We start from the raw sequence: 20,812 nt of genomic DNA, 5'->3' as shown, positions 1-20,812 counted from the left end.
TGTTCCGATGGTGCTGCTGTGCAGCGCCACGCTAGAGTAAGCGCGGGCTGAAAGTGGCCTCGCACAGATTTTTTTAAAAACGCGGCAGGAGAGATTCGCAATGGCTCAGCAGGGCAGTGGTTATCAAGCTCGCTATAAACGCATTCTACTCAAGCTAAGCGGCGAAGCCCTGATGGGCTCTGAAGAGTTCGGGATCGATCCCAAAGTGCTCGACCGCATGGCGCTGGAAGTGGGCCAATTGGTCGGCATCGGCGTTCAGGTAGGTCTGGTGATTGGTGGTGGCAACCTGTTCCGTGGTGCTGCGCTGAGTGCAGCAGGCATGGATCGTGTCACTGGCGACCATATGGGCATGCTGGCAACTGTGATGAACGCCTTGGCCATGCGCGACGCGCTGGAACGTGCCAATATCTCTGCCATCGTAATGTCGGCTATTTCCATGGTGGGCGTGACCGATCATTACGATCGTCGTAAGGCAATGCGTCACTTGAATGCCAAGGACGTGGTGATTTTTGCAGCGGGTACCGGTAATCCGTTCTTTACCACTGACTCGGCGGCTTGCTTGCGTGCCATTGAAATCGACGCTGATGTGGTGCTCAAGGCGACCAAGGTTGACGGCGTGTATACCGCAGATCCATTTAAAGACCCGCATGCCGAGAAGTTCGATCATCTGACTTACGATGAAGTGCTGGATCGCAAACTGGGTGTTATGGACCTGACGGCTATCTGCCTGTGCCGTGACCACAAAATGCCATTGCGCGTATTTAATATGAACAAGCCCGGCGCCCTGCTTAATATTGTCCATGGCGGCGCTGAAGGGACTCTGATCGAGGAAGGTCAACAATGATCAACGAAATCAAAAAAGACGCTCAAGAGCGCATGCGCAAATCGCTGGAATCGCTGGCCCATGCCTTTGGCCAGATCCGTACCGGCAAGGCGCACCCAAGTATTTTGGGCAGCGTGATGGTGCCTTACTACGGCGCTGACACCCCGTTGAGCAGTGTTGCCAACGTCACCGTTAAAGATTCGCGCACCCTGCAAGTTGTGGCCTTTGAGCGCAACATGCTGGCTGCTGTCGACAAGGCTATCCAGAGCGCTGGTTTGAACCTCAATCCGACCAACCTGGGCGAATTGTTGTTGATCTCCATGCCGGCCTTGACTGAAGAAACCCGTAAAGGTTTCACCAAACAAGCCCGTAGCGCCGCTGAAGACGCGCGTGTTGCCGTTCGCAACATCCGTCGCGATGCGTTGAGCGAGCTGAAAAAACTGGTTAAAGACAAAGAAATCAGCGAAGACGAAGAGCGTCGCGCCGCTGCTGATATTCAGAAGCTGACCGACAAGGCCGAGGCCGACATTGATGCGGCTACCAAGCAGAAAGAAGCGGACCTGATGGCCGTATAAGGGTCTGGGCGTTTTATGGAAAAGACCAAGCAGACAGAGCCATCATCGGTGCCGCGACATGTCGCGATCATCATGGATGGTAATAATCGCTGGGCGAAAAAACGCTTTATGCCGGGTGTTGCCGGGCATAAAGCGGGAGTGGATGCTGTTCGTGCAGTGATTGAGGTGTGTGCCAAGGCCAAGGTCGAAGTGCTCACTTTATTCGCGTTCTCCAGTGAAAACTGGCAGCGCCCTGCGGCTGAAGTCAGCGCCTTGATGGATTTGTTCTTTCGGGCGTTGCGTCGTGAGGCCAAGCGCCTCAATGAAAACAACATCAGCTTGCGGATCATCGGTGATCGCTCACGTTTCCATCCTGACTTGCAGGCGGCGATGCGTGAGGCGGAACAGATGACGGCAGGGCCTGATCGCTTTGTCCTGCAAATCGCCGCTAACTACGGCGGTCAGTGGGACATTGCACAGGCTGCGCAACGGCTGGCGCGTGAAGTACAGGCAGGGCATTTGCAGCCTGAAGACATTACGCCGGGCCTGTTGCAAACCTGTCTGGTCACGGGCGACTTGCCCTTGCCTGATTTGTGCATCCGCACAGGCGGCGAGCATCGCATCAGCAACTTCTTGCTGTGGCAGCTGGCCTACTCTGAGTTGTACTTCTCCGACCTGTTCTGGCCGGACTTCAAACACGAAGCCATGCGTAATGCATTGGCTGATTTCGCTTCTCGCCAGCGTCGTTTCGGTAAAACGAGCGAGCAGGTTGAGGCTGGAGCCCGGATTTAATGCTTAAGCAACGCATCATTACTGCACTTATATTGCTACCCATCGCCTTGTGCGGCTTTTTCCTGCTTGAAGGGGCTGGATTTGCGCTCTTTATCGGTCTGGTCGTGACCCTTGGAGCCTGGGAATGGGCGCGTCTGGCGGGCTTCGAGGCTCAGATCGCGCGGGTTGCCTTTGCCGTGGTAGTGGCTTTGCTGCTGTTTGGGTTGTACGTTTTTCCCGATCTGGCGCCGTGGGTGCTGGGGGCGGCTGTGTTGTGGTGGGCAGCAGCGACCTGGTTGGTGCTGACCTTCCCGCAATCGGCTGAGCGTTGGTCGGCGACCTCGACCCGGCTCGTTATCGGTCTGCTGATTTTGCTGCCGGCCTGGCAAGGCCTGGTGCTGATCAAGGCCATGCCGCTGGGCAATTGGCTGATCATGGCCGTTATGGTGTTGGTGTGGGGCGCTGATATTGGCGCTTACTTCTCGGGACGAAAATTCGGCAAGCGCAAACTTGCACCTAAAGTCAGTCCAGGCAAAAGCTGGGAAGGGGTTTTTGGTGGTCTGCTGCTGAGCTTGTTGATCACGGCTGTTGTAGGTTTTACACGCGGCTGGAGCGCCTCCGAGATGTGTGCGGCGCTATTCGGTGCAGCGATGATTGTGTTGATTTCGGTGGTGGGCGACCTCACGGAAAGCATGTTCAAGCGTCAGGCCGGTATTAAAGACAGCAGCAACCTGCTGCCAGGGCATGGCGGCGTTCTGGATCGCATCGACAGTTTGACTGCGGCGATCCCTGTATTTGCTGTACTGCTCTGGATTGCGGCGTCATGAGTCGTCCACAACAGATTACGGTTTTGGGGGCTACAGGCTCGATAGGTCTGAGCACTCTGGATGTTATTGCACGTCACCCTGATCGCTACCAGGTCTTTGGTTTGAGCGGTTACAGCCGTCTCGCCGAGTTGTTGGCTTTGTGTGTCAAGCACGTACCCAAAGTTGCTGTTGTGCCAGACGAGCGTGCGGCCAGCCAATTGCAGGCGGATCTGCGTTCGGCGGGCCTCAACACCGAAGTGTTGGTAGGTGAAGAAGGTTTGTGCCAGATTGCTTCGGCGCCCGAAGTTGACGCTGTGATGGCGGCAATCGTGGGTGCTGCGGGTTTGCGCCCGACATTGGCGGCTGTGAATACGGGCAAGAAAATCCTGCTGGCCAACAAAGAAGCGCTGGTCATGACGGGCGACCTGTTTATGCAGGCGGTGCGTCGTAGTGGTTCGGTTTTGCTGCCTATCGACAGTGAGCACAACGCCATTTTTCAGTGCTTGCCACAAGACTATGCCCGAGGCTTGGGCGCAGTCGGTGTGCGCCGGATTTTGCTGACGGCGTCGGGCGGGCCTTTTCGTGAAACCCCGCTGGCTGATTTGCAACATGTAACGCCGGATCAGGCGTGCGCTCATCCCAATTGGTCGATGGGGCGCAAGATTTCGGTCGATTCGGCCAGCATGATGAATAAAGGGCTGGAGCTGATTGAGGCGTGCTGGTTGTTCGACGCCAAGCCGAGCCAGGTTGAGGTGGTGATTCATCCGCAAAGCGTGATCCATTCGCTGGTTGACTACGTTGACGGTTCGGTATTGGCTCAGCTTGGCAATCCAGACATGCGCACGCCGATTGCGAATGCATTGGCATGGCCTGAGCGGATTGATTCGGGGGTTGCGCCGCTGGATCTGTTTGCTGTTGCGCGCTTGGACTTTCAGCGTCCAGATGAGCAGCGCTTCCCTTGCTTGCGCTTGGCGCGTGAGGCTGCGGAGGCGGGCAATAGCGCCCCGGCGATGCTCAATGCGGCGAATGAGGTGGCAGTAGGGGCGTTCCTTGATGGACGAATCCGTTATCCGCAAATCGCTCATATTATTGAAGACGTCTTGAGCGGTGAGCCGGTGATTGCCCTGGACGAGCTGGATGCGGTATTTGTGGTGGATGCCAAAGCGCGACTGCGGGCTGAACAGTGGTTGAGCCGTAACGGCTGACAAGTGGTAAAAGTCGGAGTCGGACAGAATCGCGGAGAAAGTAGATGAGTGCGCTCTATATGATTGTTGGCACCCTGGTGGCATTGGGGGTGCTGGTCACATTTCATGAATTCGGTCACTTTTGGGTGGCGCGCCGTTGCGGCGTCAAGGTTCTGCGCTTTTCTGTGGGCTTCGGTACGCCGTTGCTGCGCTGGCATGATCGCCAGGGCACCGAGTTTGTCGTCGCTGCGATTCCGCTGGGTGGCTATGTAAAAATGCTCGACGAGCGCGAAGGCGATGTGCCGGCCGAGCAGCTCAATCAATCGTTCAATCGTAAAACGGTCGGGCAGCGCATTGCCATTGTGGCTGCCGGGCCAATTGCCAACTTCCTGTTGGCAATCGTGTTTTTCTGGGTCCTGGCCATGATGGGCAGCCAGCAAGTGCGGCCGGTGATCGGTGCTGTCGAAAGCGGCAGCCTGGCAGCGCAGGCAGGCTTGGTGGCGGGCCAGGAAATCGTCTCTATTGATGGTGAGCCGACCGTAGGTTGGTCGAACGTCAACCTGCAGTTGGTTCGTCGCTTGGGCGAAAGCGGTTCTATTCAAGTGTCGGTGCGCGGGCCTGGGGCTGAGGTTGAAACATCGCACCAGTTGGCGCTGCATGACTGGCTGAGAGGGGCTAGCGAGCCGGACCCGATCAAGTCGTTGGGTATTCGCCCGTGGCGCCCGGAGTTGCCTGCCATTTTGGCCGAGCTTGATCCTAAAGGCCCGGCACAAGCCGCTGGCCTCAAGACCGGTGACAAACTTCTGGCCATGAACGGTCAGTCGATCAACGATTGGCAGCAGGTTGTCGATTGGGTTCGTGTGCGACCCGCTGCGCGCGTGGTATTGCACGTTGAGCGTGATGGCGTAGCGGTTGATATGCCAGTCATCCTTGCGGCACGCGGAGAAGGAGACGCTGCAACCGGTTACCTGGGCGCTGGGGTCAAAGGTGTCGATTGGCCACCTGAGATGGTTCGCGAGGTCAGTTATGGCCCGCTTGCTGCGATCGGGGAGGGGACCAAGCGCACGTGGACCATGAGCGTATTGACGCTCGATTCACTCAAGAAAATGTTGTTCGGCGAGCTCTCGGTAAAAAACTTGAGTGGACCGATAACCATTGCTAAAGTGGCGGGCGCTTCTGCCCAGTCGGGCGTTGCTGATTTCTTGAATTTCCTGGCTTATCTGAGTATTAGCCTGGGGGTTCTGAACTTGTTGCCCATTCCTGTACTGGATGGTGGCCACTTGTTGTTTTATCTGATCGAGTGGGCGCGTGGTCGTCCCTTGTCGGAACGGGTACAGGGTTGGGGGATGCAGATAGGTATCAGTTTGGTGGTCGGGGTGATGTTGCTTGCCCTGGTCAACGATCTGGGACGTCTGTAACACTTCGCTGAATTGCGAATCTGCCGCATTTTGCGGCAGTTTGTTTATTGCCAGTTGGAATAAGAAAGGACTTCATGAAACGTCTGCTGCTAACTGCGGTTCTCGCCGTACTGATGATCGCCGAAGTTCACGCCGAGTCCTTCACTATCTCTGATATTCGTGTCAACGGGCTCCAGCGGGTTTCCGCCGGCAGTGTGTTTGGTGCGCTACCGCTGAACGTGGGTGAGGTAGCGGATGACCGCCGTTTGGTGGAATCCACTCGTGCGTTGTTCAAAACCGGGTTCTTTCAGGATATCCAACTGGGTCGTGATGGCAATGTGCTTGTCATTACGGTTGTCGAGCGTCCTTCCGTCTCTAGCATCACGATTGACGGCAACAAGGCGATCTCCACCGATGATCTGATGAAAGGTCTCAAGCAATCAGGCCTGGCTGAAGGTGAAATCTTCCAGCGTGCCACCCTTGAAGGTGTGCGCAACGAACTGCAACGTCAATATGTTGCCCAAGGCCGCTACTCGGCGTCGGTAGACACCGAAGTGGTGCCTGAGCCGCGTAACCGCGTTGCCTTGAAGGTCAACATCAACGAAGGCACCGTTGCTTCTATCCAGCACATCAACGTGGTGGGTAACACGGTCTTCCCTGAAGCGGACCTGATTGATCTCTTCGAGCTGAAAACCACCAACTGGTTGTCGTTCTTCAAGAACGATGACAAGTATGCGCGTGAAAAGCTGTCGGGTGACCTGGAGCGTCTGCGCTCCTACTACCTGGATCGCGGCTATATCAATATGGATATTGCCTCGACTCAGGTATCGATCACGCCTGACAAGAAAAACGTTTACATCACCGTTAACGTGAACGAAGGCGAAAAATACAACGTAGGCGAAGTGAAACTGAGCGGTGACCTCAAGGTCCCGGAAGATCAGATCAAGTCGCTGCTGCTGGTTCAGCCAGGCCAGGTGTTCTCGCGCAAGCTGATGACCACCACCTCGGAACTGATTACCCGTCGTCTGGGTAACGAGGGCTACACCTTCGCAAACGTGAACGGCGTGCCTCAGCCAGACCCTGAAAACCACACGGTGGCCATTACTTTTGTGGTCGATCCGGGCAAACGTGCTTACGTTAACCGCATCAACTACCGCGGCAACACCAAGTCGGCAGACGAAGTGCTGCGTCGCGAAATGCGCCAGATGGAAGGTGGCTGGGCTTCTACTTACCTGATTGACCAGTCCAAGGTTCGCCTTGAGCGTCTGGGCTTCTTCAAGGAAGTGAACGTTGAAACGCCAGCAGTGCCAGGCACTGACGACCAGGTTGACGTGAACTACGCCGTAGAAGAACAAGCCTCGGGTTCGATCACTGCCAGCGTCGGTTTTGCTCAGAGCGCAGGTTTGATCCTGGGTGGCTCGATTACTCAGAACAACTTCCTGGGTACGGGTAACAAGGTCAGCATTGGCCTGACCCGCAGCGAATACCAAAGCCGTTACAACTTCAGCTACGTTGACCCGTACTGGACTGCAGATGGTGTGAGCCTGGGTTACAACGTTTTCTATCGCACCACTGACTACAAAGAGCTGGACGTTGACGTCGCCAACTATTCGGTCGACAGCCTGGGTGCTGGCGTCACGATGGGCTACCCGATCAGCGACACATCGCGTCTGACCTACGGTCTGACCGTGCAGCAGGATGAAATCAGCACCGGTCGTTACACCGTTGACGAGATCTTCGACTTCGTAAACCGTGAAGGCGATAAATACCTCAACTTCAAGGCGTCGGTAGGCTGGTCTGAGTCGACCCTGAACAAGGGTGTATTGCCAACGCGCGGCAGCTCGCAAAGCCTGGTACTGGAATCCACCATTCCTGGCAGTGACCTGCAGTTCTACAAGCTGGACTATCGTGCACAGTTGTTCCAGCCGTTGACCGACACCTACACCATGCGTCTGCACACAGAGTTGGGCTATGGTGATGGTTACGGTTCGACCGAAGGTCTGCCGTTCTACGAGAACTACTATGCCGGTGGTTTCAACTCGGTACGTGGCTTCAAAGACAGTGCCCTGGGCCCGCGCAGTACGCCAAGCACGGGTAAAAACCCAGGCACCATCGCCGACCCGGATCAAGACCCGCTACCGTTCGGTGGTAACGTGCTGATCCAGGGCGGTGTAGAAGTTCTGTTCCCGATGCCGTTTGTGAAAGATCAGCGTTCCCTGCGCACCTCCGTATTCTGGGATGTGGGTAACGTGTTCGACACCAACTGCAAGGGCGAAACCAAGAATTGCGACATCAGCTTTAGCAATATGGCCAGTTCTGTCGGTGTTGGTGTGACCTGGGTGACTGCGCTTGGCCCGCTGAGCTTCAGCTTGGCCATGCCAATCAAGAAACCGGATGACGCAGACACTCAAGTGTTCCAATTCTCCCTCGGCCAGACTTTCTAAAAGCCTGACTTTAGATACAGACAACGGATTTTTTAGGGGTGCATCGTGCGTAAGTTGACTCAATTGGTTCTCCTGGCTTCGCTGTTGGCAGCAGGCCCAGCGTTTGCAGACATGAAAATTGCTGTGCTGAACTATCAGATGGCACTGCTTGAATCAGACGCTGCCAAGCGTTATGCAGTGGATGCCGAGAAGAAGTTCGGTCCTCAACTGACCAAGCTGAAAACCTTGGAAAGCAGTGCCAAGGGTATTCAGGACCGTCTGGTAAGCGGCGGCGACAAAATGCAGCAGGGCGAGCGTGAACGTCTGGAGCTTGAATTCAAGCAAAAGGCGCGCGATTTCCAGTTCCAGTCCAAAGAACTGAACGAAGCCAAAGCGGTTGCTGACCGTGAAATGCTGAAACAGCTGAAGCCAAAACTGGACAGCGCTGTTGAAGAAGTGATCAAGAAAGGCGCCTTTGACCTGGTGTTCGAGCGTGGTGCTGTGATTGATGTCAAACCTCAGTACGACATCACTCGCCAAGTCATCGAGCGCATGAACCAGCTGAAGTAATTATGACCGCGACTATAAAGCTCGGCCAATTGGCCGAGTTCCTCGGAGCGACCTTGCGTGGCTCTGCGGAGAAAGAAATTACTGGGCTGGCCACTTTACAAGAGGCCGGCCCAGCTCAGTTGAGCTTTCTGGCGAACCCCCAATACCGTAAATACCTCGTCGATTGCCACGCAGGAGCTGTATTGCTCAAGGCTGGCGACGCTGAGACGTACGCCGGGGATGCGCTGGTTGTGCCTGATCCTTATTTGGCCTATGCCCGCATTTCCCATTTGTTCGATCCCAAACCTAAAGCGGCTGCCGGGGTTCACCCGACGGCTGTGATTGCGGATGATGCGGTGGTTGATCCTTTGGCCAGCATTGGTGCGTTTGTGGTGATTGAGAGCGGCGCGCGAATCGCGGCAGGCGTCACCCTGGGTGCGCATTGCTTTATCGGTGCTCGTAGCTCGATCGGTGAGGGCGGTTGGTTGGCCCCTCGCGTAACCCTTTATCACGATGTGCATATTGGCAAGCGTGTGGTCATTCAGTCCGGTGCTGTGCTGGGTGGTGAAGGTTTTGGTTTCGCCAACGAAAAAGGTGTCTGGCAGAAAATTGCCCAGATTGGTGGCGTCACCTTGGGTGATGATGTCGAAATTGGCGTTAACACCGCCATCGACCGTGGCGCCTTGGCCGACACACTGATTGGTAATGGCGTCAAACTGGATAACCAGATCCAAATCGCGCACAACGTTCAAATCGGTGACCATACGGCGATGGCCGCCTGTGTGGGGATCTCCGGCAGCACTAAAATCGGCAAGCATTGCATGCTGGCCGGTGGTGTTGGTTTGGTGGGTCACATTGAAGTTTGTGACAACGTGTTCTTGACTGGCATGACGATGGTGACTCATTCGATCACCGAGCCAGGCGCCTATTCTTCCGGTACTGCCATGCAGCCGGCTGCCGAGTGGCGCAAAAGTGCGGCACGTATTCGTCAGTTGGATGACATTGCAAGACGGCTGAAACATCTGGAAAAGCGCGTTGGGGAAGTGACCCCGAACGGTAAAGCTTCTTCAGAGGGCTAGTACATTTTCCATATCAAGAGTGCATAGCCACTGGTTTGCTTCCTTGATTTGCTAGAGGAGCGCGCCTTAGTCGCGCGCGCCCAATCTTTATTACAGGCTTCCCCACGAAATGATGGACATCAACGAGATTCGCGAATATCTGCCCCACCGTTACCCGTTCCTGCTGGTGGACCGGGTGGTGGATCTGGATGTCGAGAACAAGCGCATTCGTGCCTACAAGAATGTCAGCATCAACGAACCTTTCTTCAACGGTCACTTCCCGGCGCACCCGATCATGCCCGGTGTATTGATCATTGAAGCCATGGCTCAGGCCGCTGGCATCCTGGGTTTCAAAATGCTGGATGTTAAACCGGCAGACGGCACACTCTATTATTTCGTAGGTTCTGACAAACTGCGCTTTCGCCAGCCCGTGCTGCCAGGTGACCAACTGATCCTTGAAGCCAAGTTTCTGAGCTGCAAGCGCTCTATCTGGAAGTTTGAGTGCCAGGCATCGGTTGACGGCAAGCCGGTGTGCTCGGCTGAAATTATCTGTGCGGAACGCAAACTATGAGTTTGATTGACCCTCGCGCAATCATCGATCCGACGGCCATTTTGGCCGACGACGTCGAGGTCGGCCCGTGGTCGATCATCGGCGCAGGTGTGGAAATCGGCGAGGGGACTGTGATTGGGCCGCATGTGATTCTCAAAGGTCCAACCAAGATTGGTAAACACAATCGCATCTACCAGTTTTCTTCGGTAGGCGAGGACACGCCAGATCTGAAGTACAAAGGCGAAGAAACACGTCTGGTGATCGGTGATCACAACGTGATTCGTGAAGGGGTCACCATTCACCGTGGCACGGTCCAGGACCGTTCCGAAACCACGCTGGGCGATCACAACCTGGTCATGGCTTATGCCCACATCGGGCATGACAGCGTCATCGGCAATCACTGCATTCTGGTCAATAACGCCGCGTTGGCGGGCCATGTGCATATGGGTGATTGGGCCATTCTGTCGGGTTTTACGCTGGTCCATCAGTTCTGCCATATCGGCGCGCACAGCTTTTCGGGCATGGGCACGGCTATTGGCAAGGACGTTCCGGCGTTCGTCACCGTGTTCGGCAGCCCTGCCGAGGCGCGCAGCATGAACTTTGAAGGCATGCGTCGTCGGGGTTTCAGTGACGAAGCCATCCATGCCCTGCGTCGAGCGTACAAAGTCGTGTATCGACAAGGTCTGACGGTTGATCAGGCACTTGCAGAGCTCGCCGAGCCTGCTGTGCAATTTCCTGAAGTCGCGATGTTTGTCGAATCCATCCGTTCCTCCACTCGCGGCATTACGCGCTAGTCATGGCTAGATTGCGTATTGCGCTGGTGGCAGGCGAAGCCTCTGGTGACATTCTGGGTTCAGGGTTGATGCGAGCGCTTAAGGCTCAGCATCCTGATATCGAATTTATCGGTGTTGGCGGGCCATTGATGGAAGCCGAGGGCATGACCTCTTACTTCCCGATGGAGCGTTTATCGGTGATGGGGCTGGTTGAAGTCCTTGGCCGTTTGCGCGAGCTGCTCAAGCGCCGCAAAGCCCTGGTGCAAACGCTGATTGCTGAAAAGCCTGATGTGTTTATCGGTATCGATGCGCCTGACTTTACCCTCAATATCGAACTCCAGTTGCGCCGTGCCGGGATCAAAACCGTGCACTACGTCAGTCCGTCTGTCTGGGCCTGGCGTCAGAAGCGGGTGCTGAAAATCCGCGAAGGCTGCGATTTGATGCTCACGCTGTTTCCGTTTGAAGCCAAATTCTACGAAGAGAAGGGTGTTCCGGTTCGGTTTGTCGGGCACTCATTGGCAGATGCCATTCCGCTTGAAGCCGATCGTGCAGCGGCCCGCGCTGAATTGGGTTTGCCTGATGGGCCGTTGGTGGCTCTGATGCCAGGCAGCCGTGGCGGCGAAGTCGGCAAGCTGGGTGGTTTGTTTCTCGATGCAGCGCAGAAAATTCGCGAGGCGCGCCCCGAAGTACGCTTCGTCCTGCCGTGCGCCAGCCATGCGCGGCGTATCCAGATTGAGCAACTGCTGGCCGGTCGTGATGTGCCCGTGACCTTGCTCGATGGCCAATCACACGTGGCGCTGGCCGCCTGCGATGCGGTGCTGATTGCGTCTGGTACTGCCACCCTGGAGGCGCTGCTGTACAAGCGTCCGATGGTCGTCGCTTATCGTCTCTCGTCGCTGACGTTCTGGATTCTCAAGCGCTTGGTTAAAAGCCCTTACGTGTCTTTGCCCAACTTGCTGGCTCAACGGCTGCTGGTGCCTGAGTTATTGCAAGATGCGGCGACTCCCGAGGCGTTGGCTGAAACCCTGCTGCCTTTGCTGGACAGTGGCGAAGAACAAACCCGTGGCTTCGATGAGATCCATCGAACCTTGCGCCTGGACGCCTCCAATCAGGCCGCAGACGCGGTACTGGGTCTGATCGCAACATCCAAATGAGTACAGTGAATATGCAAATCGGATTGGACTTCAACCTGGTCAATCAGGTCGACGATCTCGTTGCCGGCGTTGATGAAGTCGGTCGTGGCCCGTTATGCGGCGCAGTGGTCACGGCAGCGGTGATTCTCGACCCTGCGCGTCCTATCGCGGGGCTTAACGACTCCAAGAAGCTCACTGAGGCACGTCGCGAGAAGCTCTTTGACGAAATCTGTGAAAAAGCGCTGAGCTGGCATATCGCGCGGGCTGAAGTCGAGGAAATCGACGAACTGAATATTTTGCATGCCACGATGCTGGCCATGCAGCGCGCGGTGGAGGGGCTGAGCATTACCCCCAAACTGGCGATGATCGATGGCAATCGCTGCCCCAAATTAGCGATGCCTGCCGAGGCAGTGGTCAAAGGCGACAGTAAAGTGCCTGCCATTGCAGCGGCCTCAATTCTGGCCAAGGTCAGCCGTGATCGCGAAATGGCGGCATTCGAGCTGCAATATCCTGGCTACGGGATTGGCGGTCACAAAGGCTATCCGACGACCGTCCATCTGGAAGCGCTCGAGCGTCTGGGCCCGACACCGATTCATCGGCGCTCGTTTGGTCCGGTTCGCCGCGCCTATGAGGCCCTTGAAGGTCTTGCCAAGGTTTAGCCGCAAGGCTGATGTTTTTTCCAAGGCCCGGTACAATCCGGGCCTTGTTGTTTCCCAAAGCTTATAGACAGGATCACCATGCCGGCTTCATTCGTTCACCTGCGCCTGCACACTGAATACTCCCTGGTCGATGGCCTGGTGCGGATCAAACCGCTGATCAAAACCCTGGCTGGCATGAATATGCCTGCCGTGGCGGTGACCGATCAGAACAACATGTGCTCCCTCGTCAAATTTTATAAAACAGCCATGGGTGGCGGGATCAAGCCGATTTGCGGCGCTGACTTGTGGCTGTCGAACAAAGACCCGGATAACCCGCTGAGCCGTATCAGCCTGTTGGCGATGAATGCCGTGGGTTATCGCAACCTGACTGAGCTGATTTCCCGTGGCTTTATCGACGGTCAGCGCAACGGTCAGGTAATTATCGAGCGCGAGTGGGTGGCTGAAGCCGCGGACGGCTTGATTATGCTCTCAGCGGCCAAAGAGGGTGAAATCGGCCTTGCACTGATCAGTGGCAATGCCGAAGAGGCGCAAATCCTGGCCCGTGAATGGATGACGGTGTTCCCGGACCGTTTTTACCTGGAAGTACAGCGCACCAAACGTCCCAATGACGAAGAGCATTTGCATGCAGCTGTGGCGCTGGCTGACGCTATCGGTGCGCCCTTGGTGGCAACCAACGATGTGCGCTTCCTCAAGCAGCAGGATTTCGAAGCCCACGAAACGCGCGTATGCATCGGCGAAGGCCGGGCCCTCGATGATCCGCGTCGCTCCAAGAACTACAGCGATCAGCAGTACCTGAAAAGCGCCGAGGAAATGGCCGAGCTGTTCAGTGATTTGCCCGAGGCGCTGGAGAACTCGGTCGAAATCGCCAAGCGCTGCAATATTGACGTGAAGCTGGGTACTCACTTCCTGCCCAACTTCCCGATTCCCGATGGCATGACCATCGATGAGTATTTCCGCAAAGTGTCGTTTGATGGTCTGGAAGAGCGCCTCACCGTTCTGCTGTCCAAAGACACCACCGAGGATTACGACGCCAAGCGTCAGGTGTACGTCGACCGACTGAATTTCGAGCTGGATATCATCATCCAGATGGGGTTCCCCGGTTACTTCCTGATCGTAATGGACTTTATCCAGTGGGCTAAAAGCAACGGCGTGCCGGTGGGGCCTGGCCGGGGATCGGGTGCCGGGTCGCTGGTGGCTTATGTGCAGAAGATTACTGACCTTGATCCGCTGGAATACGACCTGCTGTTCGAGCGATTCCTTAACCCGGAACGGGTATCGATGCCCGACTTCGACGTCGACTTCTGCATGGATGGTCGTGACCGGGTTATTGAATATGTGGCTGAGAAGTACGGCCGCAACGCGGTAAGCCAGATCATCACCTTTGGTTCGATGGCGGCGAAGGCGGTAATCCGCGACGTGGCGCGCGTTCAAGGTAAGTCTTATGGCTTGGCGGACCGTCTGTCGAAGATGATTCCGTTCGAAGTCGGCATGACCCTCGAAAAAGCGTACGAGCAGGAAGAGATCCTGCGTGACTTCATCAAAGTCGATGAAGAAGCCGCCGAAATCTGGGAAATGGCGCGCAAGCTTGAGGGCGTTGTGCGTAACGTGGGCAAGCACGCCGGTGGTGTGGTTATCGCACCGACCAAGCTCACTGACTTTTCGCCGATTTACTGCGACGAAGAGGGCGGCGGTCTGGTGACCCAGTTCGACAAGGATGACGTTGAGTCGGCAGGGCTGGTGAAGTTCGACTTCCTGGGGCTGCGGACCCTGACTGTTATCGACTGGGCGCTGAAAACCATCAACCGTGATCGCGCCAAGGTCAATGAAGCGCCGCTGGACATCGCTTTTATCCCGCTGGACGACAAGCCGACCTATCAGTTGCTGCAAAAGGCTGAGACCACTGCGGTGTTCCAGCTTGAGTCGCGCGGCATGAAAGAGCTGATCAAAAAGCTCAAGCCCGACTGCCTCGAAGACTTGATCGCACTGGTGGCCCTGTTCCGTCCGGGGCCCCTGCAATCAGGCATGGTTGATGACTTTATCAACCGTAAGCACGGTCGCGCCGAGTTGGCGTACCCGCATTCGGATTACCAGTACGAAGGCCTCAAGCCGGTATTGGCGCCGACCTACGGCATCATCCTGTACCAAGAACAAGTGATGCAGATTGCACAGGTCATGGCCGGTTACACCCTCGGCGGCGCTGACATGCTGCGTCGAGCCATGGGTAAGAAAAAACCCGAAGAAATGGCCAAGCAACGCGGCGGTTTCATCGAAGGGTGTGGCAACAACAATATCGATGCTGACCTGGCCGGTAACATTTTCGACCTGGTAGAGAAGTTCGCCGGTTACGGCTTTAACAAATCCCACTCCGCCGCCTACGGCCTGGTGTCGTACCAGACGGCCTGGCTGAAAACCCATTACCCGGCGCCGTTCATGGCCGCGGTACTGTCGGCGGATATGCACAACACCGACAAGGTTGTGACCTTGATCGAAGAAATTCGCACCATGAAGCTGCGTCTTGACGCGCCGGATGTGAATGCTTCGGAGTTCAAGTTCACGGTTAACGATGAAGGCCGCATCATTTATGGCCTTGGTGCGATCAAAGGGGTGGGCGAGGGGCCGGTTGAGGCCATTACCGAAGCGCGCAGGGATGGTCCGTTTACTGACTTGTTCGATTTCTGCGCACGTGTCGACCTTAAACGTATCAATAAGCGCACCCTGGACGGTTTGATCCGTAGCGGCGCGCTGGATCGTCTGGGGCCTTACTTCCATGACGAACCCAAGGCTTATCAAGCGCACATAGACCAGAACCGAGCGGTGTTGCTCACGGCGATGGAAGAGGCGATCAAGGCGGCTGAGCAAACAGCCAGGACCCACGACAGCGGGCATGCCGACTTGTTTGGCGGGTTGTTTGTCGAGGAAGACGCGGATGTCTACGCTAACCATCGCAAGGCGAAGGAACTGACGCTCAAAGAGCGCTTGAAGGGTGAGAAAGATACCCTTGGCCTGTACCTGACCGGTCATCCGATTGACGAATACGAAGGTGAAATTCGCCGCTTTGCCCGTCAGCGCATCATTGACCTCAAACCTGCGCGCGACACTCAGACCGTTGCGGGCATGATCATCGCGTTGCGGGTGATGAAAAACAAAAAAGGCGACAAGATGGGCTTCATCACTCTGGACGACCGTTCGGGGCGGATTGAGGCGTCGCTGTTTGCTGAGGCTTTCCATTCGGCACAATCGTTGTTGCAGACGGATGCCATGGTGGTGGTCGAGGGCGAAGTCAGTAACGACGATTTCTCCGGTGGCTTGCGTCTGCGGGTCAAGCGGGTGATGAGCATGGAAGAAGCGCGCACCAGCCTGGCTGAAAGTCTGCGTCTGAAGGTGACGCAAACTGCGCTGAAAGGCGATCAACTGCGTGTGCTGGGCGATTTGTTCAAAAAACATCGCGGGGCGTGCCCGATCACCATGGACTACACCGGCGAAGACGCCAAGGCCACGTTGCAGTTCGGCGATACCTGGCGGATTGATCCGGCAGACAGCTTGATTCAAGCCTTGCGTGACCAGTTCGGGAAAGACAACGTCTTCCTCCAATACCGTTGACGGTCAGGGGCGATTAACGCGCCCTGACCTCGACCTGAATTTTTAATCTCGACCTGAGAGCGCCTGTCCCTTAAGGTAGGCGCGATACAGATCAACCGGCTGCCCCAGTCAGGTTGGAATCACCAGCAAATGCTGGGCTTCGAACCCGCTGGCATGCTTTGCCGCCGACCCAAGACGGATGCTTATGAACCCGAATTTTCTTGATTTCGAACAGCCGATTGCTGACCTGCAAGCCAAAATCGAAGAGTTGCGCTTGGTCGGTAATGACAATTCGCTGAACATCAGCGATGAAATCTCTCGCCTGCAAGACAAAAGCAAAACGCTGACTGAAGATATTTTCGGCAAGCTGACCAGCTGGCAAATTGCTCGCCTGGCCCGTCACCCGCGTCGTCCTTACACCTTGGACTACATCGATCACATCTTCACTGAGTTCGATGAACTGCACGGCGACCGCCACTTCTCTGATGACGCTGCCATCGTTGGCGGTATTGCTCGTCTCGATGATCAACCAGTAATGGTTATTGGCCATCAGAAAGGTCGTGAAGTCCGTGAGAAGGTCCGCCGCAATTTCGGCATGCCGCGCCCTGAGGGCTATCGTAAAGCCTGCCGTCTGATGGAAATGGCTGAACGCTTCAAAATGCCGATCCTGACGTTCATCGATACCCCGGGTGCTTATCCTGGTATCGACGCAGAAGAGCGCAACCAGAGCGAAGCGATTGCCTGGAACCTGCGGGTGATGGCGCGTTTGAAAACGCCGATCATCGCCACTGTTATCGGTGAAGGGGGCTCGGGTGGTGCATTGGCGATTGGTGTTTGCGATCAACTGAACATGCTTCAGTACTCGACTTACGCGGTAATCTCGCCGGAAGGTTGCGCATCGATTCTGTGGAAAACCGCCGAAAAAGCGCCGGACGCAGCAGAAGCCATGGGCATTACCGCAGAGCGCCTTAAAGGCCTGGGTATTGTTGACAAAGTAATCACTGAGCCATTGGGCGGCGCGCATCGCGACCCGGCGGCAGCGTCTGCGACCATTCGTGGCGAACTGGCATCACAGTTGGACATGCTGAAAAAGCTGGACACCGAAACCTTGCTCAAGCGTCGTTATGATCGCCTGATGAGCTACGGTCTCTGATCAACCGCCTGTAGTCGCTGACGAGGCACGACGGCTGCGACGCGGTCCGCAGGGCCGCCGTCCGGGTTCGCGTCGCAACCCATCGCAGCTGTCGTGCCTCGGCAGCGACTACATGTTTAGGTCATGATCAGGCTGTCCCTGCGCGTGAGGGGGCTTTTGATCCAGACGGTGCTCGAAATGCCCAACCTCTCAACGCAACTGCTTCACGCCCTGACCCCCTGGCGCAACGCCAAGGCTTGGCACGTCGCACTCTCTGGCGGCCTTGATTCAACGGTCCTGCTGCACCTTCTCGCCCATCTGCGCCAAACCCATTCGCTTCCCGCTCTGTCCGCAGTCCATGTGCATCATGGCTTGCAGGCGGCCTCAGAGGCGTGGCCGGCGCATTGTCAGGCGCTGTGTGATTCGCTGGGTGTGCCGTTGCAGGTGTTTCACGTGCAGGTCCGCCCTGGTGCAAGCCTTGAGCGTGCCGCGCGAGATGCGCGTTATCAGGCCTTTGAATCGGTTGTGCAGGCACACGAAGTCTTGTTGACCGGCCAGCACCGCGACGATCAGGCAGAAACCTTGCTGTTTCGCCTGCTGCGTGGAGCAGGGGTCAGCGGTCTGGCGGGCATGCCGCGACAGCGAACGCTGGGGGAGGGTCATTTGTGCCGTCCCTTGCTGGATGTTTCTCGGGCCGAGCTTGAGGCGTATGCGAGCGCGAATGCGCTGACCTGGGTTGAAGATCCGTCCAACACGCAAACAGACTTTTCACGCAACTATTTGCGCCATGAAATCTTTCCGGCGCTGCTCAAGCGCTGGCCGCAAGCGACTGCCAGCATGGCGCGAAGTGCAGCGCATTGTGCCGAGGCGCAAGGTTTGCTTGATGAGTTGGCGCAACAAGATCTGGCGGGGGCGAGCTCAGACTCCGAGTTTTCCTGGCTTGGGCTGCCATCTCTGGCGCTCGCTCCGATTGCCGCGCTTTCTGTGGCGCGTCAACGCAATGCCTTGCGGCATTGGCTGACAGCCTTCAGTCGACTCCCGGACACCGATCATTGGGCGGGCTGGAATGCCCTGCGTGATGCCCGTGACGATGCGCAACCGGTCTGGAAACTGGCCGAGGGTGAGTTGCATCGTGCGGGGGGGCGCATCTGGTGGTTATGCGGGGACTGGTTGCGCCAGCCTGTCGCGCCCTTGTTGTGGGAGCGCCCGGGCTTGCCACTGCAATTGCCGGGTAATGGCCAGCTTCGTTTGCTGGGAGATATTCCCGATGGCCCTCTGCGCGTGAGCTATCGTCAAGGAGGCGAGGTGATGGAGGTGGCGCAGCGTGGTCATCGTGATCTCAAACGCTTGCTTAACGAGCGGGGTGTACCCGGCTTTGTGCGTGGCAGATTGCCGCTGTTATCGTGCAATAAGCAGTTATTGGCCGTAGCAAACCTCAATGGACTGGACTGCGACCCCCGTGGGTGTTGGCAATTGCAGTGGTTGCCAACTTCGTGAGATCAAGGTTTGAGCTGATAGGGGCTTTCCGGTAGACTACGCTCCCTTCTTGATACAACTTCTGTAGATTCACCAGAATTGCAGATGTTGCCGATTACCAAGCAGTCTTTGCTGGGCGATTTTAAAAAAATGTGTGGCTTGTATCGAACCGTTGGTTTCCTTCGGTCTGTTTCAATGCAGCAGTTTTTCGAAAGGTGCACTGTGACTAATGCTGGTGATTGGGGGCTTCGGCCTTCCTTCGCTCTCCCCGGCGGCTCTGACCGCTTTAACGCAGACTTCTAGGGTTTTTCATGACGCGCTACATCTTCGTCACGGGCGGTGTTGTTTCTTCATTGGGGAAAGGCATTGCCTCGGCTTCATTGGCAGCCATCCTGGAGGCGCGGGGACTTAAGGTCACCATGCTGAAGCTGGACCCCTACATCAACGTTGATCCGGGCACCATGAGCCCGTTCCAGCACGGTGAAGTGTTCGTCACTCACGACGGCGCCGAGACCGACCTGGACTTGGGTCACTACGAGCGGTTCATCCGCACGACCATGACCCAGAACAACAACTTCACCACGGGCCGTGTTTACGAACACGTCCTGCGCAAGGAGCGCCGTGGTGATTACCTGGGTGCAACCATCCAGGTGATTCCGCACATCACCGACGAAATCAAGCGTCGAATCATCAAGGGCGCCGGCGATGCCGACGTAGCGATGGTTGAGATTGGCGGCACTGTGGGTGACATTGAGTCCCAACCGTTCCTCGAGGCTATCCGTCAGTTGCGCATCGAAGTGGGCGCCAAGCGCGCCATGCTGATGCACCTGACTCTGGTTCCGTACATCGCCACTGCTGGCGAAACGAAAACCAAACCAACGCAACACTCGGTTAAAGAATTGCGCTCCATCGGCCTGCAGCCAGACGTTCTGATCTGCCGTTCCGATCACCACGTTGATGTGTCCTCGCGTCGCAAGATCGCGCTGTTCACCAACGTTGAAGAGCGTGCAGTGATTTCGCTGGAAGACGCCGACACCATCTACAAGATCCCGGGCATGCTGCACGCTCAGGGTCTGGATGATTTCGTCGTTGAGCGTTTTGGCTTGCAATGCAACAGCGCCGACCTGTCCGAATGGGACAAAGTGGTCGATGCCAAGCTCAACCCGGAACACGAAGTCACCATCGCCATGGTTGGCAAGTACATGGAACTGCTGGACGCGTACAAGTCGCTGATCGAAGCGATGAGTCACGCCGGTATCTCCAACCGTACCAAGGTCAACCTGCGTTATATCGATTCTGAAGACATCGAAAACAAAGGCACTGAACTGCTTGAAGGCGCTGATGCCATTCTGGTTCCGGGCGGCTTCGGTCTGCGCGGCGTAGAAGGCAAAATCACCGCGGTTCAATATGCTCGCGAAAACAAGGTGCCTTACCTGGGTATCTGCCTGGGTATGCAAGTGGCGGTTATCGAGTTCGCACGTAACGTGCTGGGCTGGAAAGACGCTAACTCTACCGAGTTCGATCGCAGCAGCGGCCACCCGGTTGTGGGCCTGATCACTGAGTGGGAAGACGCCACCGGTGCAGTCGAAACCCGTACCGAAACCTCGGATCTGGGCGGCACCATGCGTCTGGGTGCGCAGGATTGCCAGCTTGAAGCCGGTTCCCTGGTTCACGATTGCTATGCCAAAGACGTGATTGTTGAACGTCACCGTCATCGCTATGAAGTGAACAACAACCTGCTGCCACAACTGATTGACGCGGGCCTGAAAGTGACCGGTCGTTCCGGTGACGGCGCGCTGGTAGAAGTGGTTGAAGCGCCGGATCATCCTTGGTTCGTTGCCTGCCAGTTCCACCCGGAGTTCACCTCGACTCCACGTGATGGTCATCCACTGTTCACCGGTTTCGTCAAAGCAGCACTGGCGCAACACGAGAAGAAGGCATAAAC

17 protein-coding genes are annotated in these 20,812 nt (G+C 56.4%); all 17 read left to right on the top strand.

The features are described from left to right. Nucleotides 1–100: 100 nt before the first annotated feature. The 17 genes from pyrH to RHM56_RS17100 all read left to right on the top strand — a co-directional run bounded on the left by pyrH (nt 101) and on the right by RHM56_RS17100 (nt 20,810). Complete coding sequence (gene pyrH / locus RHM56_RS17180; RefSeq protein ID WP_003440426.1) at nt 101–844, top strand: UMP kinase; 744 nt, start codon at nt 101–103, stop codon at nt 842–844. After that, the gene (frr, locus tag RHM56_RS17175; protein WP_322234306.1) at nt 841–1,398 is read left to right on the top strand and encodes a ribosome recycling factor; all 558 of its coding nucleotides are present in this window, start codon (nt 841–843) and stop codon (nt 1,396–1,398) included. The genes pyrH and frr overlap by 4 nt, the downstream gene beginning before the upstream one ends. 15 nt (nt 1,399–1,413) lie before the next feature. Continuing rightward, nucleotides 1,414–2,169, top strand: coding sequence for a polyprenyl diphosphate synthase (gene uppS / locus RHM56_RS17170; protein WP_322234303.1), 756 nt, complete (start codon nt 1,414–1,416; stop codon nt 2,167–2,169). Next, nucleotides 2,169–2,975, top strand: coding sequence for a phosphatidate cytidylyltransferase (locus RHM56_RS17165; RefSeq protein WP_322234300.1), 807 nt, complete (start codon nt 2,169–2,171; stop codon nt 2,973–2,975). The genes uppS and RHM56_RS17165 overlap by 1 nt, the downstream gene beginning before the upstream one ends. Next, nucleotides 2,972–4,159, top strand: a complete 1,188-nt coding sequence (gene ispC, locus RHM56_RS17160) for a 1-deoxy-D-xylulose-5-phosphate reductoisomerase (protein ID WP_322234298.1) — start codon at nt 2,972–2,974, stop codon at nt 4,157–4,159. The genes RHM56_RS17165 and ispC overlap by 4 nt, the downstream gene beginning before the upstream one ends. Before the next feature lie 44 nt (nt 4,160–4,203). Next, nucleotides 4,204–5,556, top strand: a complete 1,353-nt coding sequence (gene rseP / locus RHM56_RS17155) for a sigma E protease regulator RseP (protein ID WP_322234295.1) — start codon at nt 4,204–4,206, stop codon at nt 5,554–5,556. 74 nt (nt 5,557–5,630) lie between these two features. Continuing rightward, nucleotides 5,631–7,979 (top strand): outer membrane protein assembly factor BamA, encoded by a 2,349-nt coding sequence (gene bamA / locus RHM56_RS17150; protein ID WP_322234292.1) that lies wholly within the window; start codon nt 5,631–5,633, stop codon nt 7,977–7,979. A gap of 45 nt (nt 7,980–8,024) precedes the next feature. Then, entirely contained in the window at nt 8,025–8,528 is a 504-nt protein-coding gene (locus RHM56_RS17145) for an OmpH family outer membrane protein (protein WP_019411585.1), read from the top strand. Between the two features lie 2 nt (nt 8,529–8,530). Next, entirely contained in the window at nt 8,531–9,586 is a 1,056-nt protein-coding gene (gene lpxD / locus RHM56_RS17140; RefSeq protein ID WP_322234290.1) for a UDP-3-O-(3-hydroxymyristoyl)glucosamine N-acyltransferase, read from the top strand. A gap of 109 nt (nt 9,587–9,695) precedes the next feature. Continuing rightward, nucleotides 9,696–10,136 (top strand): 3-hydroxyacyl-ACP dehydratase FabZ, encoded by a 441-nt coding sequence (gene fabZ, locus RHM56_RS17135; RefSeq protein ID WP_019411583.1) that lies wholly within the window; start codon nt 9,696–9,698, stop codon nt 10,134–10,136. After that, nucleotides 10,133–10,909 carry an acyl-ACP--UDP-N-acetylglucosamine O-acyltransferase gene (gene lpxA / locus RHM56_RS17130; protein WP_322234286.1) on the top strand — a complete coding sequence of 259 codons (777 nt, stop codon included), beginning with the start codon at nt 10,133–10,135 and terminating at the stop codon, nt 10,907–10,909. Before fabZ ends, lpxA begins: the two co-directional genes overlap by 4 nt. 2 nt (nt 10,910–10,911) lie before the next feature. Next, entirely contained in the window at nt 10,912–12,042 is a 1,131-nt protein-coding gene (lpxB, locus tag RHM56_RS17125) for a lipid-A-disaccharide synthase (protein WP_322234284.1), read from the top strand. Between the two features lie 11 nt (nt 12,043–12,053). Next, nucleotides 12,054–12,680, top strand: a complete 627-nt coding sequence (gene rnhB, locus RHM56_RS17120; protein WP_019411580.1) for a ribonuclease HII — start codon at nt 12,054–12,056, stop codon at nt 12,678–12,680. Between the two features lie 78 nt (nt 12,681–12,758). Continuing rightward, entirely contained in the window at nt 12,759–16,280 is a 3,522-nt protein-coding gene (dnaE, locus tag RHM56_RS17115) for a DNA polymerase III subunit alpha (RefSeq protein ID WP_322234281.1), read from the top strand. Between the two features lie 184 nt (nt 16,281–16,464). After that, nucleotides 16,465–17,412: an acetyl-CoA carboxylase carboxyltransferase subunit alpha gene (locus RHM56_RS17110; protein WP_322234279.1), complete on the top strand. Its 948-nt coding sequence runs from the start codon at nt 16,465–16,467 to the stop codon at nt 17,410–17,412. A 177-nt stretch (nt 17,413–17,589) separates the two neighbouring features. After that, nucleotides 17,590–18,888, top strand: a complete 1,299-nt coding sequence (gene tilS, locus RHM56_RS17105) for a tRNA lysidine(34) synthetase TilS (RefSeq protein ID WP_322234276.1) — start codon at nt 17,590–17,592, stop codon at nt 18,886–18,888. 290 nt (nt 18,889–19,178) lie between these two features. Next, nucleotides 19,179–20,810, top strand: a complete 1,632-nt coding sequence (locus RHM56_RS17100; protein ID WP_322234273.1) for a CTP synthase — start codon at nt 19,179–19,181, stop codon at nt 20,808–20,810. Nucleotides 20,811–20,812: the final 2 nt, after the last annotated feature.

This window comes from Pseudomonas sp. CCC3.1, assembly GCF_034347405.1.
In the GTDB taxonomy this organism is placed as follows: domain Bacteria; phylum Pseudomonadota; class Gammaproteobacteria; order Pseudomonadales; family Pseudomonadaceae; genus Aquipseudomonas.
This window is presented reverse-complemented; position numbering and strand designations above follow the sequence as displayed.

Bases quoted from the DNA above. Each gene is read 5' to 3' on its own strand.
- pyrH (WP_003440426.1), top strand. From the start codon at position 101: ATGGCTCAGCAGGGCAGTGGTTATCAAGCTCGCTATAAACGCATTCTA.
- frr (WP_322234306.1), top strand. From the start codon at position 841: ATGATCAACGAAATCAAAAAAGACGCTCAAGAGCGCATGCGCAAATCG.
- uppS (WP_322234303.1), top strand. From the start codon at position 1,414: ATGGAAAAGACCAAGCAGACAGAGCCATCATCGGTGCCGCGACATGTC.
- RHM56_RS17165 (WP_322234300.1), top strand. From the start codon at position 2,169: ATGCTTAAGCAACGCATCATTACTGCACTTATATTGCTACCCATCGCC.
- ispC (WP_322234298.1), top strand. From the start codon at position 2,972: ATGAGTCGTCCACAACAGATTACGGTTTTGGGGGCTACAGGCTCGATA.
- rseP (WP_322234295.1), top strand. From the start codon at position 4,204: ATGAGTGCGCTCTATATGATTGTTGGCACCCTGGTGGCATTGGGGGTG.
- bamA (WP_322234292.1), top strand. From the start codon at position 5,631: ATGAAACGTCTGCTGCTAACTGCGGTTCTCGCCGTACTGATGATCGCC.
- lpxD (WP_322234290.1), top strand. From the start codon at position 8,531: ATGACCGCGACTATAAAGCTCGGCCAATTGGCCGAGTTCCTCGGAGCG.
- fabZ (WP_019411583.1), top strand. From the start codon at position 9,696: ATGATGGACATCAACGAGATTCGCGAATATCTGCCCCACCGTTACCCG.
- lpxA (WP_322234286.1), top strand. From the start codon at position 10,133: ATGAGTTTGATTGACCCTCGCGCAATCATCGATCCGACGGCCATTTTG.
- lpxB (WP_322234284.1), top strand. From the start codon at position 10,912: ATGGCTAGATTGCGTATTGCGCTGGTGGCAGGCGAAGCCTCTGGTGAC.
- rnhB (WP_019411580.1), top strand. From the start codon at position 12,054: ATGCAAATCGGATTGGACTTCAACCTGGTCAATCAGGTCGACGATCTC.
- dnaE (WP_322234281.1), top strand. From the start codon at position 12,759: ATGCCGGCTTCATTCGTTCACCTGCGCCTGCACACTGAATACTCCCTG.
- RHM56_RS17110 (WP_322234279.1), top strand. From the start codon at position 16,465: ATGAACCCGAATTTTCTTGATTTCGAACAGCCGATTGCTGACCTGCAA.
- tilS (WP_322234276.1), top strand. From the start codon at position 17,590: ATGCCCAACCTCTCAACGCAACTGCTTCACGCCCTGACCCCCTGGCGC.
- RHM56_RS17100 (WP_322234273.1), top strand. From the start codon at position 19,179: ATGACGCGCTACATCTTCGTCACGGGCGGTGTTGTTTCTTCATTGGGG.